The organism is Streptomyces sp. NPDC001822 (assembly GCF_042892135.1).
Taxonomy (GTDB): Bacteria; Actinomycetota; Actinomycetes; order Streptomycetales; family Streptomycetaceae; genus Streptomyces.
This window is the reverse complement of the sequence record NZ_JBIATW010000016.1, coordinates 119,117-136,213: the sequence shown is the minus strand read 5'-3', so window position 1 is coordinate 136,213 and position 17,097 is coordinate 119,117. Positions and strand designations below refer to the sequence as shown.

Sequence of the window (17,097 nt, the reverse complement as noted above, 5' to 3'; positions counted from 1 at the left end):
CGCCATTGCGAGCCGGTCCGCACGGCGTGACGGGCCGGATCCGATCGAAATCATGCAGATCACACCCATTTCCGTGCGACGCGTTTGCCATTTTGGATGAGGTGCATCATCCTCAATGTGGATGACGAAAGTACTCCACATGCCATGGACGAACCTCGGCACCGTCCCACCCCCTCCGTGCCGAGGCTCATGAGTCCGAGCCCTGGGTGACGCACGTCGCCCACGGTCCGGAGTCCCGCGGGCACACCGCCCGGCCCGGGGCGAGGCGGTCCGAGGCATGTTTTCCCTCCACTCCAGTTCCCGCCACTCCAGCCGATCCCCGCAGAGAGGAAATCGTGACCACAGCAGCAGCCGCCATGCCGAACGCGAAGCGCGGAACCATTCCCGTCTTCGCCGCCGCCACCGCCGTGACCGTGTCGAACATCTACTTCACACAGCCCCTGCTGGAACAGATCGCCCGTAGCTTCCACATCTCCGCGGCGGCCGCGGGTCTCGTCGCGACCGCCGGCCAGATCGGATACGCCCTGGGCATCGTGGCGATCGTCCCCCTGGCCGACGGAGCCAAGCTGCGGCGGCTGTCCGCCGTGCTGCTCACGGTGACGACGCTGGCACTCGTCGCCGGAGCGTTCGCGCCCTCCATCTCTCTGCTGAGCCTCGCGGCCCTCGTCCTGTCCGCGACAACCGTGATCCCCCAGGTGATCATGCCCACCGCCGTGGCCATGGCCGCGAAGGGGCAGGCGGGCCGGGTCCTCGGAGCGATCGGAACCGCACTGACGCTGGGGGCACTGGTCTCCCGGAGCGTCTCCGGCGTCCTCGCCGAGATCACGGGAACATGGCGCGCCGGATTCCTGTTCTCGGCGGTCGCCACGGCGGCCCTGCTCCTCGTCCTCCCCCGCTACATGCCAGCCAAGGCCCCGCAGGGCAGCGGGGAGACCCTGGGCTACCGCAGGCTGCTCAGGTCGCTGCCGGCCCTCTTCCCGCGCTACCCCGCCCTGCGCATCTCGGCAGCACTGGGCTCACTCGTCTTCGCCGCCTTCTCGGGCTTCTGGGCCGTCCTGGCCTTCCACCTCACCGAGCAGCCGATCGGGCTCGGGTCCGCCGCGGTCGGACTCTTCGGCATCGCCGCGGTCCCCGGTGCGCTGGCCGCCCGGTATTCCGGCCGGATGGCCGACCGGTGGGGTCCGACGGTCGTCAACGCCGCCTCGCTCACCGCGGTGGCGCTGGCCCTCGCGCTGTTCCTGATCGCCGGCGACTCCCTGGTCGCCCTGTTCATCGGCTGCAACCTGCTGGGCTTCGGCACGACGAGTGGCCAGATCGCCAACCAGGTCCGCGTCTTCACCGCCGGGCCCGAGGTCCGCGCCCGGATCAACACCCTCTACATGTTCTCGGTGTTCGCCGGTGGCGCCACGGGGACAGCGGTCGCCGGAGCGCTCTTCGCCGCCTACGGCTGGTCGGGGGCGATCGGGGGCGGGTTCGGCTTCCTCGGCCTCGCGGTGGTCGTGCTCGCTCTGCACGCGGCCTCGAACCGGCGCAAGGCGGCCGGAACGGCGGTCGCGCCCGACTCCGTGTCCCTCCCCGGAGCACGTGTCGCCCGTGACTCCGCGCCCCTCCCGGACACCGGTTCCCCGAGTGGTCGCGTCCGGGCCGGCGTCGGTTCGGAAGGCGCCTCGGACCGGTAGGCACGGTCGTGGGACGGGGGCGGGGCCGCAACCGCCCGCCCGCCCCCGCCCGCCCGCCGCCTGCCTGCCTGGAGTGGGCAGCGCGCGGCCCTGGACCTCAGTGGGCCCGTACGACCGCGCGGACACCGTCGATGCTGCCGCAGCCGGCCTTCAGGCGCCTGTCCCGGTCGCGGAGGAACACGGCGCCGAGTTCGGCGCGCCGCTCGCCCGGCACGTTCTCCCGGGCCCCGTTGAGAATCGTGCGTTCCTCCTCGTCGAGGTGGTGCGTGATGGCTTTCGCCAGGCCCTCCAGCTTCTCGTCCCACTCGTCGGAGCCGACGTCCCGCACCTCCATCAGGGCGAGAAGCGCCTCGTTCCCCTCGTGGTGCTCCTCCGCCCCGTGCTCGATCTCCTCGTCGTCCACGTCACGGAACCTCTTGAGCGCGGGGTAGACCTCGGCTTCCTCCGCCTCGCCGTGCGCGATCAGCAGCGCGGCGAAGTCGTTCAGAGCCGCCCGCCGGTCCTCCTCCACACTCCTCATCCGCCGCAGCAACTCCTCCATGCGGCGATGGTCCGCGAGAATCTCGGCCACCACGTCGTGCGCCTCGGACACCACAAGCTCCTCCTCTGGACGGTGCTTCGCTGCTACCCCCGGGACGGGAGGGCAAGCAGGGGCCGGGCACGAGGACGGAGCCGGACGCGATGTGGTCCCGGGCCGCTCGGGCCTGCACAATGCTGCGTGTGACTGATCAGGACCCGTATCTGTGGCTGGAAGACGTCGAGGGGGAGCCCTCTCTCGCCTGGGTGGCCCGGCGGAACGCAGAGACCGCGGCGGCGCTGCACACCGGCGGGGGCGGCTTCGCCGCGCTGAGGACCCGCCTGCGGGACGTGCTGGACGCGTCGGACCGGATCCCGTACACCACCCGCCGGGGCGCGCACCTCTACAACTTCTGGCGGGACGCCACGCAGGTGCGGGGCGTGTGGCGGCGTACGACGCTCGAGCAGTACCGCAAGGACGCGCCCGAGTGGGAGGTCCTCCTCGACCTCGACGCGCTCGCGGCGGCGGAGGGCGAGAAGTGGGTGTGGGCGGGCGCGCGCGTCCGCGAACCCGCCCACGACCGCGCCCTGCTGAGCCTGTCGCGTGACGGCGGCGACGCGGTCGTGGTCCGCGAGTTCGACCTCGCCCGCATGGAGTTCGTCGAGGACGGCTTCCGGGTGGCGGAGGCGAAGACGCGGATCGGCTGGATCGACTCCGACACCGTCTTCGTCGGCACGGACACCGGGCCGGGTTCCCTGACCGACTCCGGATATCCGCGCACGGTGCGCAGGTGGCGGCGCGGGACACCGCCGGCCGAGGCCCCCGTGGTCTTCGAGGCGGACAGGGGTGACGTCTCGGCCGGTGGCTGGCACGACAGCACCCCCGGTTTCGAGCGGGACTTCGTCGTCCGGACGCTGGACTTCCACCGGAGCGAGCTTCATCTGCTGGGCGCCGACGGCACGCTGGAGCGGATCGACGTCCCCGACGACGCCGTCGCCTACGCCCATCGCGGACACCTCGTCGTCACCCTGAAGTCCGCGTGGCTCGGCCGGCCGGCGGGTTCGCTGCTGGCGTTCGACTTCGACGCGTTCCGGGAGGGCGACCGCAGCGCGCAGGTGCTGTTCACCCCGGACGAGCGCACGGCCCTGGCCGGCCACGCGTGGACCCGCCACCATCTGATCCTCACGACCATGCGCGACGTGAGCACGCACATCGAGGTGCTCACCCCGGCCTCCGGCGGCACCTGGACGCGCAGCCCGCTGGCCGAGGTGCCCGCGCTGTCCGACGCCACCGTCGTGGACACGGACCCCGACGTGTCGGACGAGTTCTTCCTCGACGTGTCCGGATTCCTGCAGCCCTCCACGCTCTACCACGGTGAGGCCGGGCGCGGGATGGAGATCCTCAAGCAGGCCCCGGCACGCTTCGACGCGACCGGCCTGCGGGTGGCTCAGCACTTCGCGGTCTCCGAGGACGGCACGCGCGTGCCGTACTTCGTGATCGGCCCCGCGGGCACCGGCCCCGGTCCCACCCTGCTGTACGGCTACGGCGGGTTCGAGGTCTCCCTCACGCCCTACTACGGTGCGGTGACGGGCAGGGGCTGGCTGGAGCGCGGCGGTACGTACGTGATCGCGAACATCCGGGGCGGCGGCGAGTACGGCCCGACGTGGCACCGGGCCGCGCTCGGCGCGGACCGGCACCGGGCCTTCGAGGACTTCGCGGCCGTCGCCGCCGACCTCGTCGCCCGGGGCATCACCACCCCCGCGATGCTGGGCGCCGAGGGCGGGAGCAACGGCGGACTGCTCATGGGGGCGATGATCACGCGCTGTCCGGAGCTGTTCGGGGCCGTCGTCGCGGACGTCCCGCTGCTGGACATGCTCCGTTTCCACAAGCTTCTGGCGGGCGCGTCCTGGATCGCGGAGTACGGCGATCCGGACGACGAGACCGATCGCGTGCACCTGCGGGAGCTCTCGCCCTACCACCGGCTGGCGGCCGGACTGCCGTGCCCGCCGGTCCTGCTGATGACGTCCACCCGCGACGACCGGGTCCACCCCGGCCACGCCCGGAAGACGGCCGCGCGGATGCGCGAACTCGGCCTTCCGGTCCTGTTCCACGAGAACGTCGGCGGCGGCCACGCGGGCGCGTCCGACAACGAGCAGGCCGCTCACAACCGCGCGCTGGTGCACACCTTCCTCTGGCAGCACCTGGCACCGCAGGATCCGCCCGCCGCACCCTGACGGGGGCAGGCCGGGGCCTGCCGGGGCCCTGCCCGCCCCCTGGGTCATCGCGCCACGGCGAGGCAGTAGGCCTCGTCGGTGGCCAGCAGGTTGCGGTGGGTGTCCTCGGCGGTGATCACGCCGTCGTCCAGGACGAGTACGCGGTCGGCCGCGTCCAGGAGGGCCGGGCTGCTCGTCAGCACGACGGTGGTCCGGCCCCGGCGCAGCTTCGCGATGTTGCGGGAGATGAGCTGTTCGGTGACCGCGTCCACCGCGGTCGTCGGGTCGTGGAGCACCAGCACCTCGGCGTCCGCCGCCAGGGCCCGGGCCAGGGACAGCCGCTGTCGCTGCCCCCCGGAGAGGTTGGCCCCCCGGTCGCGCACCCCGTGGTCCAGCCCCTCCCTGTGCAGGGCGACGACATCGGTCAGCATGGACGCCTCGACGGCCTCGGCGACCGTCGCGCTGGTGCCGGACGGGTCGATGTTCGTGCGCAGGGTGCCCGCGAAGATCTCACCGTCGTAGGGATTCACCAGCATGTGCTCCCGGACCGCCTCGACCGACATGTCCGCGAGGTCCCGCCCGCCGAGCCGCACCACTCCCTCGTACGCGTGGGGCGGGGTGTTCATCGCCAGCACGGAGGCGAGGTCGGCGGCCGCGCGGGGCTGATAGGCGGTGACCGCCACGAACTCCCCCGAGCGCACCCGGAAGCTCAGCTTGCCGAGGCATCCGTGACCGACGTCGTCGATCTCGAGGTCTCCCCCGGTGGCGGGGTGTGCCGGCCCCGGGGCGGCCGCGGGAGGTGCGGTGAGGACCAGAGCCATCCGCTCCGCCGAGGCGCGCGCCATCATGACGTACTTGGGCATCTCCGAGAACATCTTGAGCGGTTCCATGATGAACTGCGCCAGTCCCACGGCCATCACGAGTTCACCGATGGTGATGCGGCCCTCGAAGGCGAGCCAGCCGGCGGTCAGGGTGACCGCGGCGGCGAGGACCGCGTTGAGGGCCAGGGCGGTGCCCGCGTACACGCCGTTCACCCGGGCGACGGTCACCGCCTGGCGCCGCGCCTCGGAACTGACCCTGCGGTAGGAGAGGAACGCCGCGTGGTTGCCGCCGAACCCGTGCAGCGGGCGCAGGCCGGTGATCAGGTCGGCGACCTTCGCGCCCGCCCGCGCCACCCGGGCCTGCTGCTCCTGGGTGCTGGAGCCGATCCGCCCGGACATGACGCTCAGGACCGACAGGATCGCCACGGTCCCCGCGATCACCAGGAGTCCGAGCCGCAGGTCGGCCAGGCCGAGTGCGACCGCGGCGACCACCACCGCGACCAGTGAACTGATCAGCAGCGGGACCACCTCGATGATGTCCGCGGTCTGGTCGGCGTCCTCGGTGGCGATGGTCAGGACCTCACCGGACTTCAGGTCGACGTCCCGGGCCACGGGCTGGAGGCCGCAGGCAGCGACCCGCACCCGCCAGCGGTGCGCCTCGGTCGTGTTGGCCTTCTGCAGGACGCGCATCCCGAAGCGCCACGACAGCGACACCGTCGTGATGATCACGGCGAGTGCGGCGATCGAGAGACCGAGCGAACCGAGGCTCCGGTTCCGCATGGTGTGTTCGACGATCAGGCCGAGGGCGATGGGGAAGGCGGTCTCACCGGCCTGGTACAGACCCATGAGGACCGTGCCCGAGGTCATGGCGCCCAGGTTGCGGCGCAGGGCCGTCCTGAGGATGTCGGACCCCTTGTGGGGCCGCTGCGTGTCAGTTGTCATCGAGGTGGTGGGCAATCGCTTCCGGGGTTCGCAGGGTGAGCAGGTCGCGGATGGTGATGACGGGGCCGAACTCCCGCCGCAGCAGGCCGACCAGCCGGACCGCCACCATGGAGTGACCGCCCAGCGACACGAAGTCGCTCACCGCGCTCACCTCGTCATCATCCAGGTCGAGTGCCTCGGCGAAGAACTCGCACACCAGGGTCTCCGTCGCCGACTGCGGGCCGCGCTCGCCCCCGGTGCTCAGCACACCCAGGGGCTTGGCCTCCGGCAGTGCCTTGGTGTCGGCCTTCCCGTTCACCGTCAGCGGGATCGCGTCGACCTGGGCGTAGTGCGTCGGGCGCAGGAAGTCGGGCAGCCCCGCCCCCGCTTCCGCGGCGACCTCGGCCAGGTCGGAGCCGGCCTCCAGCACCAGGTAGGCGGCCAGCCGGTAGGCGCCGTCGACCTGCGGGGCGGGCTGGGCGACGGCCGCGGCGAAGCGGACGGCGGGATGCCGTGCGAACGCGGCCTCCACCTCGCCCAGTTCGACACGGTGGCCCCGGATCTTCACCTGCTGGTCGGTGCGGCCCAGGTACATCAGGTTCCCGTCCGGGCGCCGTACCACCAGGTCGCCGGTGCGGTACATGCGCTCCCCTGGCACCCCGAACGGACACGCCACGAAGCGGTGGGCACTCTGCGCGGGCTGCCCGAGGTAGCCGCGCGCGATGCCGATGCCGGCGACGTACAGCTCACCGGGGACCCCGTCGGGCAGGGGCCGCAGCCAGGGGTCGAGGACGTACACGTCGGTGTTGTCGATCGCCACGCCGACCACCGGGTCCTGGCACTCGAAGGTGCCGACGCCGAGGGTGTTGATGGTGTATTCGGTGGGCCCGTACAGGTTGTAGCCGACGGTGCCCTCGGTGTCGGCGAGCCGCCGCCACAGCGCCGGGGTCACGGCCTCACCGCCCAGCAGCACCAGGGCGGGCCGCCGGTCGGGGTCGTCGAGCAGGCCCTCGGCGACCAGTTGCTGGGCGTACGTCGGGGTCACGTTGACGACGTCGATCCCGTGCTCCGCGCAGTACTCGACCAGGCGGGGTGCGTCGCGGCGCAGTTCCTCGTCGCAGATGTGCACCTCGTGGCCGTCGGCCAGCCAGAGCAGTTCCTCCCAGGACATGTCGAAGGCGAAGGACACGGTGTGCGCGATGCGGAAGACGCGGTGGCCGTGCTGCGCCAGCACCGGTTCGAAGATGCGGCGCTGATGGTTGATCAGCATGTTGGTGAGACCGGCGTACTCGGTCACGACGCCCTTGGGCCTGCCCGTCGATCCGGAGGTGTAGATCGTGTAGGCGGGATGCCGCAGCCGGTCCGGGTCGTCCGGTGCATACGTCACGAAGGGCTCGGCCGGGGGCAACGGCCGGTCCAGCTCGATCAGTTCGCCCGTGAGCCGCAGTGACACGGCGCTCACCGTGAGGATCACCTCGGGGCGGGCGTCGTCCACGATCGCGGCGATCCGCTCGTCCGGGTGGTCCAGTTCCAGCGGTACGTAGGCGGCGCCGACGCGCAGCACGGCGAACAGGGCCACGATCGAGTCGAGGGACCGGGGGATCGCGAGGCCCACCGTCGTCTCCGGGCCGATGCCCCGCCCCGCGAGCACTCCCGCGACCGCGCGGCTGCGGTCGCGGAGCTGGGCGAACGTCAGGGTGGAGCCGTGGGCGACGAGGGCGGTCCGCTGCGGGTCGAGGTCCGCCGCACGGTCGAACCGGTCGACGACCGTGTCCGTGCCGATGTCCGTGCGCTCGGCGGGTCCGGCATCGCCGCCCAGCCCGGGGAGGGCTCCGACGGGACCCGTGGACCGGACGAGGTCGTCGAGCACCCGCAGGTAGTCGTCGAGGAGGCGGCGGGCACGCGCGGGATCGTCCCCGCGGTGTTCGAGCTTGACCGTGAGCCGGTCGCCGGGTGTCACGACCCAGGTGTACGGGTAGTGCGTCGAGTCGTCCGCCTTCACCGAGGTGATGCCGTGCTCGGCGTTCATCTCGGCGAACGCGTCCATGTCCAGGAAGTTCTGGAGCACGAACAGGTTGTCGAACAGGGTGTCGTGGCCGCCGGCCCGCTGGATCTCACCGAGCCCCAGGTGCTCGTGCTCCATCGCCTCGACCCTGGCCGCCTGCACACCCGCCAGGTACTGCCCCACGGTGTCGCCGGGCCGTGCCCGCGTCCACATCGGGACGGTGTTGAGGAGCACACCGACGATGCCGGCCAGACCCTCGCCCTCCCGCCCGGACACGGTCACGCCGAAGACGGCGTCGCTCCGGCCGGTGTGCGCGCCCAGCAGGAGGCCGAAGGCACCGGTCAGCACCGAGTTCAGGGTGACGCCGTGCGTCCTGGCCGCCTCCCGCAGGGCCTCGGACCGGTCGTCTGAGAGCGTGTGGACGAGCGCGCGCGGCAGGTCGTCCGTGAACGACGGCTCAGGTCCTGCGAGGAGAGTCGGCCCGGGGAGGCCGGACAGCTGCTCGGCCCAGAAGCGTTCCGAGACCGCGTGGTCCCTGGAGTCGAGCATCCGGGCGTAGTCCTCGAAGCCCGGGCCCGCCGGGGCGGGGGCCAGCGGCTCGCCCGCGACGACCGACCGGTAGGCGTCGAAGAGGTCCCGCAGCAGGATCTCGCGCGACCAGCCGTCCCACAGCAGCAGGTGGTAGCTGAGCAGCAGGCCGTCGTGGCCGCCGGGCAGGCGGACTACGGTGAGCCGGATCAGCGGGGGCGCGTCGAGGTCGAATCCGGTCTCGCGGTCCCGGGCGCGCAGGGCGTCGACCTCGGCGTCCGTCGCCAGGTCGAGGGTGTGGACCTCGGCCCGGCGGCCCGCCCGCAGGACCTGGACCGGGTTGCCGTCGCCGTCGGTGGTGAAGCCGGCGCCGGCGACGGGGTGCCGGGCGATGACGTGGGCCATCGCCTCGCCCAGGGCCTCGGTGTCCAGGCGCCGGTCGAAGGTGAAGTAGGACTGCGCGACGTAGTGTCCGGCCCGGCCCGCCATCTGGGCCTGGAAGTAGAGGCCGCGCTGGAGCGGGGTGACCGGTGCGGTGCGCTCGGCCGTCGTGGCGGCGTCCGCGACACGTTCCAGTGCCCGGTGCCAGTGGCCGGCGACCTCGTCGGGGATGCCCTCGGCGAGGGTGAAGGCCGCGTGCAGGCTTCCGGTGGCGTCGTCGGTCCAGGCGTTGACCTCGACGGCGTAGGGGCTGCCCTGATCGCCGGTGGTGAGGCGCAGCGCCTGGGACTCGCTGCCCCGGCCGAGGTAGTTGAAGAGCACCTGGGGCCGGGCGGTCAGCAGGGGGGCGGTCTGCGGGTTCAGGTACCTGAGCTGCCCGTAGGAGACGTGCCCGGTCTCGTCCGGCTGGCGTTCGGCGATCTCGCGCGCCGCGGCGAGGGGGTCGGTGTGGGCCGTGAGGCGCACGGGGGCGACGGAGGTGAACCAGCCGACCGTGCGGGTGTAGTCGTGGTGTTCGAGTGCCGGGACGCGTCCGTGCCGTTCCAGCTCGACCGCGAGGTCGGTGGGCGACTCCTGGACGTGGGTGAGCGCGACCCGGAGCGCTCCGCAGAGCAGCTCGGTGAGGCCGATACCGAGGGCGCCGGGCGCGGTACGCGTCACCCGGTCGCTGAGCGCGGGGCCGAGGACGAGCGTGCTCTCCCGGTGGTTCGTGACCGCCGGCAGCAGCGCGGGGGCTCCGAGGGTGTCCAGCCAGTGTCCGAGGCCGTCGAGGAGCTGGGAGGAGCCGGACTGGAGCGCCTCGGCGTACGCGGCGTAGGGGGTGGTGGGCGCGCCCGGGGGGTTCCCTCGCATGGCCGCTGTCAGGTCGTCGGTCAGGACGAGCCAGGACACCGCGTCCACCGCGAGATGGTGCACGGTGATCACCAGCGTCCGGCTCTCCTCCAGCCAGGTGAAGGCGATGACCTCACCCGATTCGGGATCGAGCCGACCGGCGGCCTCGTCGGCCGCGGCCGTCGGGTCGGCGGCCTGTGCGCGGACCACGGTGACGGCGCTCGGGGGCTCGGTGCGCAGCGCCCACACCCCGTGCTCGGCGCGCAGGCGCAGCCGGAGGACCGGGTGCGCGGCCACGACCTCGTTCGCGGCGCGCTCGGCGTCGGCGAATCCGGTGCCCTCGGGTGCGACCAGCGCCCTGGCCTGGGCGAACCGGTGGAGCGTGCCTCCGAGTTCGCGCTGGCGGAGGATGATCGGCGTGGCGGGCAGCGGGCCGTCCTCGCGGCGGGCCGGTACGGGTGCCACGGTGCGCGGTGCGCTGGTCTCCAGGTGGGCGGCGAGCGCCCGCGGTGTCTTGAGCAGGAACACGTCCCGGGGCGCGATCGGCAGGCCGAGCGCCCTGGCCCGGTTGATGACGGTGATGGCGACGATGCTGTCGCCGCCGGCCGCGAAGAAGTCGGTGTCGGCGTCCACGGCGACGTCGCCCGGCAGGGCCTCGTCGAAGACGCCGACCAGCGCGGCGAGCGCGGATCCGGTCACCGCCGCCGGGGCGTCGTCGGCGGCGGCGCGCAGGATGAGGGCCTTGCGGTCCAGCTTGCCGTTGACGGTCAGCGGGAGGGCGTCGGCGGGCAGCACCCGCCCCGGCACCATGTGCGAGGGCAGCTTCGCGGACAGGAGGGCGGCGAGGTCCTCCGGGGCCCGGCCCACGACGTGCGCGACCAGGTGGTCGGCGGTGTCCGCGACGGTGACCGCCACGTCGACCACGCCGTCGAGCTCCCTGACCGCGGCCTCGACCTCGCCGAGTTCGACACGGAAGCCCTTCAGCTGCACCTGGTCGTCGGCGCGGCCCACGAACTCCAGCTCGCCGTCGAGCGTGCGGCGCGCGAGGTCGCCCGTGTGGTACATCCGGGAGCCGTCGCCCGCGAACGGGTCGGCGACGAAACGTCCCGCGGTGAGCCCCGGCCTGCCGAGGTAACCGAGCGACACCTGGTCACCGGCGACGTAGATGGCACCCACCCGGCCCGGAGGCACGGGCCTGAGCCGGTCGTCGAGGAGATGGGTGACCAGACCGGGGACCGGACCTCCGATGGGGCTGACCTCGCCCAGGAGGTCGGCGGCGGTGAGCACGCGGTGCGTGACGTGGACGGTGGTCTCGGTGATGCCGTACATGTTGACCAGTTCGGGCGAGGCGGTCCCGTGCCGCTCGGCCCAGGGGCGCAGGCGCACGGGGTCCAGCGCCTCGCCCCCGAAGATGATCCGGCGCAGCGAGGTGACCGGTTCGGCGGCCCGCCGGTCGGCTTCGATGAACTGGTGGAAGGCCGACGGGGTCTGGTTGAGCACCGTCACGCCGCGCTCGCGGACGAGCCGGTGGAAGTCCACCGGGGAGCGGGTCAGGGCGTAGTCCGGCACGAGCAGTTCACCGCCGTGGGCCAGCGCGCCCCACAGCTCCCAGACCGCGAAGTCGAAGGAGTAGGAGTGGAACTGCACCCAGACGTCCCGGGGCCCGAAGTCCATGGCGGGCCGGGTGTTGGCCAGCAGTGTGACGACGGCCGAGTGCGGGACGACCACACCCTTGGGCCTGCCGGTCGAGCCGGACGTGTAGATCACGTAGGCGGGTTCGTGCCAGTCGGGTTCCCCGCGTACGTCACGGGCGGGGGCCGCCGGCTGTTCCTCGCCCATCACGAGCAGGCGGGCGGCGGCTCCGTCAGGCGCGTCGGACAGCAGCCGGGCGAAACGCGGGCGCTGTTCACGGTCGACGAGCACGACCTGCGGCGCGGCGTCGGCGAGGACGTATCCCAGCCGTTCGTCCGGGTACGCCAGGTCCAGCGGTACGTAGGCCCCGCCGGCGCTGACGACCGCCACCAGGGCGACGACCTGTTCGAGCGAGCGCGGGACGGCGACCGCGACACGTGTGCCCGGCCCGACTCCGGCCGCGCGCAGCGAGGCCGCCAGGGAGTCCTTGGCCTCGGCCAGTTCGCCGTACGTCAGGGACGTGGTGGAGCCGTCCAGGGCGCACAGGGTCACCGCCGTGGCGGCCGGGTCGCGCTCCGCGGCGGCGTCGAACAGCCCGTCCAGGGTCGCCGGGGTGACGGCGGCCGGGAGCTGGGCCTCCTCGGCGGCGAGTTCGCCGGCGAGGGCGTCCGGCCGGGTGAGCAGGCCGGTGAGGGCCCGGGTGAAGGTGTCGAGGATCGCCTGGGCCGCCGGCTCGCCGAGGAGTTCGGCGTCGTAGATCAGGTTGAAGCGCGGGCGGCCGTCCGGGGTCCGCTCCACGACGAGGGTCAGCGGGTAGTGCGGAGCGCCCTCGTTGGCGATGCCGGTCACGGCCGGCTCGTCGCCGGGCCTGCTCAGTGCGGCCACGTCGGTCGCGACGTCGAACACCACGAGGGTGTCGAACAGTGCGCCCGCGCCGCTCCTGCGGCCGATCCGCGCGAGGGAGACGTGCTGATGCGGCAGTACGGCGCTCTGGTGCTCCCGGACCGAGGCCAGCAGTTCGCGCGCGGTGGTCGTGGGTGCCCAGCGGGCGCGCACCGGGACCGTGTTGATGAAGAGGCCGACCATGTCCCCGATGCCGGGCACGTCGGCGTCGCGCCCGGACACGGTGGAGCCGAACACCACGTCGCCGCCGTGCAGGAGGCCGCCCAGCGTCAGCGCCCAGGCGCCGTGCACGGCCACGCTCAACGGCACTCCGGCGGTGCGGGCTCCCGCGTCGATGTCGTCCACCGGGTCCACGGCCGTGTCGGCGAACCGGTCCGACGGACTGTGCCCCCCGGCGACGAGCGAGGGGCCGGGGAGACCGGCGAGCTCGTCGGCCCACACCCGGTCGCTCTCCTCGTCGTCACGTCCGGCGAGCCAGCGGACGTAGTCGGGGAAGCCGCCGACCGGATGGACGGTGCCGGGTGCGCGGTACTCGGCCAGCAGGGTGCGCAGCATCGGCGGCACGGACCAGCCGTCGGCGACGATGTGATGCACGGTCTGCACGAGGACGGAGCGGCGCGGGCCGGTACGGACGAGCGTGAAGCGCATCAGCGGGCCGGTGGCCAGGTCGAATCCTGCGCGCCGGTCGCGTTCGGCCAGGTCGCGGATCTCCGCCTCGGTGACGCCGGGGCGGTCGAGCACGGTGAACGGCGCCCTCACCCCGCTCTCCAGTACCGAGACCACGCGGCCGTCGGCCAGGGCGACGAACCGGGCGGCCAGGTTGGGGTAGAGCGCGAGCAGCCGGGTGGCCGCCGTCGCGAGCCTGTCGGCGTCCACCTCGCCCTCCAGGGTGAGCAGTTGCTGCTCGACGTAGCTGCCGGCCGAGTCGTCGTCGAAGACCGAGTGGAAGTACAGGCCCTCCTGCAGCGGGGTGAGCGGCAGCACGTCACGGAGGGCGGGGCCGTCCAGGTCGTCGACGTCGGCCTGCGTGAGCGGCACGAGGCCGAAGTCGCTCGGGGAGTGCCCGCCCTCGTCGAGCGAGGCGAGCCCGGTGAGCGCCGCCTCGAAGTACGCGCCGATGGTGGCCACGTCCCCGTCGGTGAACATGCCCTCGGGCCAGGAGACGGTGGTGACCAGCTCGTACGCGCCGTTCGCCGTGGGTTCGGCGATCGCGTTGAACTCCAGGGCGCGCGGCAGGCGCATCCTCGGGTCGCGCTTCTCCCCCAGGTGTCCGGTGGTGCCGCCGACCTGCCAGTCCCCGGACGCACCCGACTCGAAGCGGCCCAGGTAGTTGAACAGCACCTGGGGTGCGGGCGCCTCGAAGCCGACGCCGTTCAGATACCGCAGGGCCCCGTAGGACAGGCCGTTGCTCGGCACACGTGCGAGGTCGTCCTTGACGGCCTTCAGCGCGGCGGCCAGATAGCCGGGGGCGGTGGGATCGTCGGTCGGACCGGGGTCCACGGTCACCGGGAAGAGGGTGGTGAACCAGCCCACGGTCCGCGACAGTTCCGGCTCGGAGCCGGCGGGGCCCGCCACGAAGCGCGCCTCGCGGCCGTGGCCCTCCAGCTCGATGTGGGCGAAGGTCTGGTCCTGCCCGAGGTCGCGCCGCCATCCGGCGAGGGCGACGGCGAGCGCGGTCAGCAGTACGTCGTTGACGCCGGCGTGGAACCTGGCGGGGACCTCGCCCAGCAGCGCGGACGTGGTCCCGGGACCGACCCGCAGGGTGCGGGTCCGCTCGCGGGCGACGACGTCGTCCGGCGACGCCGGACGTCTGCCGAGCGGCCCGTCCGGGCCCGGCAGCGGGCGCCGGAAGTAGGCGCGGTCTGCGTCGAAGGCCGAACCGGCCAGCAGCTGCGTCCAGTGGCGGAACGAGGTGCCCACGGGGGGCAGGTCGACGGGCTCACCGGAGGCGAACTGCCGCCACGCCGTGGCAAGGTCCTCCATCAGGATCCGCCAGGACACCCCGTCGACCACGACGTGGTGGACGACGAGGACCAACTGCCGTGCCGCTGGCCGGCGAACGGCGCTCAGCATCACGCCGGCGTCCGGGTCGAGTGCCCCGGTGGCGAGCGCGACACACGCGTCCAGGGACGCGTCGCTCTCCTGCCAACGGGCCGCGCTCCCGCCGGCCGCCGGGATGTCGAAGCTCCACCGCTCGCCGCGCACGAGCCTCGCGCGCAGCATGTCGTGCCGTTCGAGAAGGGCGGCGAGGATCGCGTCGAGCCCCGTCCCGGTCAGTTCCGCCGGGGTGTTCAGCACCACCGACTGCACGAAGCCGTCGACCGCGTCCGTGGTCTCACCGAGCCACTGGACGACCGGCGATCCCACCACGGGTCCGGTGGCCACGTCGCCGTGTCCGGCCGGGGTGACGTCCTCACGGCTCGCCACCGCGGCCAGGGCGCCGACGACGCTGTGGGTGAAGATCTGCCGCGCGGTGACGTAGAGGCCCGCGTCCCGCAGGGCGCCCAGCAGCGATATGGCCAGGATGCTGTCGCCGCCGAGCCGGAAGAAGTCTTGGTCGACGCCGACTTCGTCCAGTCGCAGCAGGGAGGCGACGGTCGCGCACACCAGGCGCTCGTCGTCGGTGGAGGGCTGGACGATCGAGCCGGTGTCGTTCACGGGCTCGGGCAGCGCGCCCCGGTCGATCTTCCCGTTCGCGGTGAGCGGGAACTCCTTCATCACGACGAGCCGGGCGGGCACCATGTACTCCACCATGTGCGCGGCGGCCCACGCCCCGACGTCGTCCGCCCGCAGGTCCTCGTACCCGGCGGACGGGATGACGTACCCCACGAGGTAGGTGCCGCCCGCCGTGTTCTTCTTCGCGACGACGCAGGTGTGCCGGACCGCGGGGTGTTCCGCGAGTCCCGCCTCCACGTCCTCGATCTCCAGGCGCATCCCGCGGATCTTGATCTGGTTGTCGGCCCGGCCGAGGAAGTCCAGTGAGCCGTCGGGGGCGAACCGCGCGAGGTCGCCCGTCCGGTACAGGCGCGAGCCGTCGGCGGCGAAGGGGTTGGCCACGAAGCGGGACGCCGTGAGACCCGGCGCGCCGACGTAGCCGCGTCCGAGGAGGAAGCCGCCCACGTACAGCTCGCCGCCGACCCCGACGGGGACCTGGCGCAGCTCCTCGTCCAGGACGTACAGCTGGGTGTTGGGGTTGGCCCTGCCGATGGACGTCGACAGGCGTTCGGCCTCGCCGCGGTAGATCACGTGCGAGACGCCGATCGTCGTCTCGGCCGGGCCGTAGCCGTGGTACATCGGGATGTCGAGCCGTGTGCGGAAGCGTTCGTACAGCTCGGGGGTCAGCACCTCCCCGCCGCACCAGACGTGCCGCAGGCTGTCCAGCCGGTCCGAGTCCCCCGCCATCTCCAGGAGCACGTCCAGCATGGACGACACGAGGTAGGTGAAGGTGACGCGCTGCTCGGCGATCACGCGCAGCAGGTGGTGCGGATCGCGTTCGCCGCCGGGCCGCAGGACGACGAGCCGTCCGCCGGTGACGAGCGGGAGGAATATCTCGTTGATGGAGATGTCGAAGGAGAGCGGCGCCTTGAAGAGTGACGCGTCGTCATGGCCGAAGCCCAGGATCTCGCGCGACTGCCACAGGAGGCGTTCGCTGATCGCCTCGTGCCGGATCATGGCGCCCTTGGGGCGGCCGGTGGAGCCGGAGGTGAAGATCACGTAGGCGAGGGCCGTGCCGTGCACCGTGACGTCGGGTGCCTCGGCGGGGTAGGCGTCGAACGCCCGGTCCCGGAGGTCCAGGGCGACCGCGGGCGGCTCCGCCGCGTCGTGCTCGCCCGTCTCGTTGAGCTGGAGGACGACTTGGGCGTCCTCGATGACGACGGCCCGGCGCGCGGCGGGCCACTGCGGGTCGAGCGGTACGAAGGCGCAGCCGGCCTGGAGCACGCCGAGCAGCCCGACCACCATGTCGGCGGACCGGCTGAGCGAGATGCCCACGACCTGCTCGGCGGTGAGGCCGAGTCCGATCAGGTGGTGGGCCAGGCGCGCGGACAGCTCGGCCGCCTCGCGGTAGGTGAGCGAACGGTGCTCGTCGACGACGGCGACGGCGTCGGGCCGGGTCCGCGCCTGCTCGCGGAACATCTCCACCAGGGTGGGGCGGACGCGGTCGGCGTCCGTGTCGTTCCACACGGCGAGGGCCGCGGCCCTCGCCGCGGCGCCGGTCGCGCTCATCGTCCCGAGCGGCCGGTCGGGGAAGTCGGCGAGGTCGTCGAGTGCGGCCTGCGCTTCCGCCGTCACGACGCCGGCGGGGACGGTGATGCTGCGGCCGTCCGCACCCGCCTCCCACCCGGCGCTCCCCGCCCCGCCGTTGTCGGCCCATCCGAGCACGTCGGCGAAGAGCGTACCGGGGGTGAGGTCGAGGCCCTCGGGACTCCGTCCGGCCGACCAGTGGGCCAGGGCGATGGCACAGGCCTCGGCGAGCGTCCTGTCGGAGTAGTCACCGGTCCGCCGGCGCAGGTCGGTCAGGTTCGTGGGAGAAAGCCGCACGAAACGACCGCTCGGTTCCAGCATCGAAGACTCATCGCCCTTCCGAAGTAAGAGAATTTACTGACCT

5 protein-coding genes are annotated in these 17,097 nt (G+C 72.8%); 2 read left to right on the top strand and 3 right to left on the bottom strand.

All coding sequences use genetic code 11. The features are described from left to right. Nucleotides 1–335 precede the first annotated feature (335 nt). Nucleotides 336–1,679, top strand: a complete 1,344-nt coding sequence (locus ACFYY2_RS29470; RefSeq protein WP_388748579.1) for an MFS transporter — start codon at nucleotides 336–338, stop codon at nucleotides 1,677–1,679. Between the two features lie 97 nt (nucleotides 1,680–1,776). On the opposite strand, the gene ACFYY2_RS29465 is transcribed toward ACFYY2_RS29470, so the two are convergent. After that, on the bottom strand, nucleotides 1,777–2,271 hold the full coding sequence (locus ACFYY2_RS29465; RefSeq protein WP_388748577.1) for a hemerythrin domain-containing protein: 495 nt from the start codon (nucleotides 2,269–2,271) through the stop codon (nucleotides 1,777–1,779). 119 nt (nucleotides 2,272–2,390) lie between these two features. On the opposite strand from ACFYY2_RS29465, the gene ACFYY2_RS29460 reads away from it, so the two are divergent. After that, complete coding sequence (locus ACFYY2_RS29460) at nucleotides 2,391–4,430, top strand: prolyl oligopeptidase family protein (protein WP_388748575.1); 2,040 nt, start codon at nucleotides 2,391–2,393, stop codon at nucleotides 4,428–4,430. 44 nt (nucleotides 4,431–4,474) lie between these two features. On the opposite strand, the gene ACFYY2_RS29455 is transcribed toward ACFYY2_RS29460, so the two are convergent. Further along, nucleotides 4,475–6,172, bottom strand: a complete 1,698-nt coding sequence (locus ACFYY2_RS29455; RefSeq protein WP_388748573.1) for an ABC transporter ATP-binding protein — start codon at nucleotides 6,170–6,172, stop codon at nucleotides 4,475–4,477. After that, nucleotides 6,162–17,054, bottom strand: a complete 10,893-nt coding sequence (locus ACFYY2_RS29450) for an amino acid adenylation domain-containing protein (RefSeq protein ID WP_388748571.1) — start codon at nucleotides 17,052–17,054, stop codon at nucleotides 6,162–6,164. Before ACFYY2_RS29450 ends, ACFYY2_RS29455 begins: the two co-directional genes overlap by 11 nt. Nucleotides 17,055–17,097: the final 43 nt, after the last annotated feature.

Coding starts and splice junctions, on each gene's coding strand:
- ACFYY2_RS29460 (WP_388748575.1), top strand. CDS start 2,391: ATGCTGCGTGTGACTGATCAGGACCCGTATCTGTGGCTGGAAGACGTC.
- ACFYY2_RS29455 (WP_388748573.1), bottom strand. CDS start 6,172: ATGACAACTGACACGCAGCGGCCCCACAAGGGGTCCGACATCCTCAGG.
- ACFYY2_RS29450 (WP_388748571.1), bottom strand. CDS start 17,054: ATGCTGGAACCGAGCGGTCGTTTCGTGCGGCTTTCTCCCACGAACCTG.